Below are 1895 nucleotides of genomic sequence, written 5' to 3'. Positions count from 1 at the left end.
CTTGATGGTACTTTCTGCCATACTGTTCAAGCTGGCGATCATGAGTATTAACTTGTAATTCGATATTACCCTCACCTTTATTAATTGCTTGATTGTTATCTACATGGGCTTCATTTTTCAAATCAGCCAGTTTCTCTTCAATATATTCTGTCGGTTCATTTAAAACATTCATGGAGGTTAATTCCTTTATCAGGTTTACTTTCGCTGATGGAAGAATATGAACGGACACTAGACCGTTTGAATATTCTTTCTCATCGTACAAAGGCTGAATGGCATCATTGCCACCTTCCTTAAATGGGTGAATGGAATACCACTTGTCCTTGCGTGGCTCTTGCTGATCACAATCAGCCACATTGAATATCTGAGTCTTATTGAAGTCACAGGGTGAGTTAAAAACACTAACCTTATGATAATCAATGGCTTTAATAATATTGATACAGTCTTTGCTTTGGCTATGACACACAGACCACAACGCATTTACCAGGTTATCTGTCCACTCAAGTAAACGGGTTGGAAACCCCTGTTTCTTGGCTAAACACATCAATAACCAATCGTTTATCTCGTGTGCATTCAACGAATGCCCGCCATAAATTCTCACGGTCGAGAGAAGCTCTTGTTCGACACGGCGAATATTCTTTCGATTTGAGCGACCTAAGCTTGGCATCAGGTTATTATTTTCATAATCACACACGTTATAAATTAAACCACGATGTCCACTACACTCAGCAATTAGCGAATCGATTATTTCATACAGTTCTTCTATTGAACTTATATAACGTTTATTTTTAACAACATGCATACTACGATTCACTTAATTTAAATCCGGAAAAATCCAAATATCAACAACCCTATCAATCGATGATAAAAACCAACCAATAATAACGATTGATCAATAGTCAACGAGTGTCGTTATTGTATTTTTCTAAAATGATAATAGGTATATATATTCATAAACAAGTATCAGTAATAGAACCATTCGCTAAGGCGCTATGAGTTAATGGTCGATTAATAATAGCGAGTAACAAAGTTTATATAGCTAGAACCACCTATGTACCGACGGAACATTTAATTAGTGTTCTAATGTTTAAGTAGAAATTATTGAACTAAGCGTTTACGTTCTTCACTTAAGCACTTTGCCAATACCCGTTAATATTGCCCGACCACGCTCTTTATAATGCGGTGGCCGGACAAACTTCCTATGACTTATACGTAATCTTTGTATTTATCTAGGAAACGAACCGGTGTTGATAGTGCATCTCGGCGGAACGGGTCGCCCAATTCCTGAGTACACATGATTTCAATGATGGTTGTTTTGCCTTCGTTCATCTGCATGTCGATGGCTTTTTGCAAGGTTGGACCTACATCTTCTAGCTTATCAACCGTGATACCTTCAGCACCCATTGCTCGTGCAATCTCTGCAAAGCTTTGGTTTTCAAGTTCACCGGCAACAAAGCGTCGGTTGTAGAAGTCGACTTGGTTCTTCTTCTCTGCACCCCATTGACGGTTGTGGAATACCACAGCTGTCACTGGAATGTTATGGCGAACACATGTCATGGTTTCCATCAGGCTCATGCCCCACGCACCGTCGCCTGCATATGAAATAGCGGGACGATGAGGTGCCGCAGCTTTCGCACCAATGATGGTCGGGAATGCGTAACCACAGTTACCGAAACTCATTGCAGCAAAGAAGCTGCGTGGTTTTTCAAAGCGTAAGTAGCTGTTTGCCACTGAGTTGATGTTACCGATATCCGTCGAGACCATAACGTCTTCAGGCATCGCTTTTTCTAGCTCACGCAGTACTTGGCGTGGGTGTAGGTATTCACCACCAGAGAACGGAGTCTCGTGTGAGTTTTCCTCAATCATATCTAAGCTGAACGAGTCACGTTCGTGTGTCC

At 40.8% G+C, this 1895-nt stretch carries 2 protein-coding genes; both read right to left on the bottom strand.

All coding sequences use genetic code 11. The features are described 5' to 3' along the window. The coding region (locus AB4496_RS17965; protein ID WP_372131531.1) for an FRG domain-containing protein at positions 1 to 799 on the bottom strand (799 nt) is incomplete at its 3' end. A 404-nt stretch (positions 800 to 1203) separates the two neighbouring features. Further along, positions 1204 to 1895 (bottom strand): thiamine pyrophosphate-dependent enzyme (locus AB4496_RS17960; RefSeq protein ID WP_372131529.1); only part of this gene is annotated, 692 nt, incomplete at its 5' end.

It is taken from the genome of Vibrio sp. 10N.222.46.A1, from assembly GCF_041473595.1.
In the GTDB taxonomy this organism is placed as follows: domain Bacteria; phylum Pseudomonadota; class Gammaproteobacteria; order Enterobacterales; family Vibrionaceae; genus Vibrio; species Vibrio tasmaniensis_A.
The sequence above is the reverse complement of the archived record's forward strand: the minus strand, read 5'-3'. Positions and strand labels throughout refer to the sequence as shown.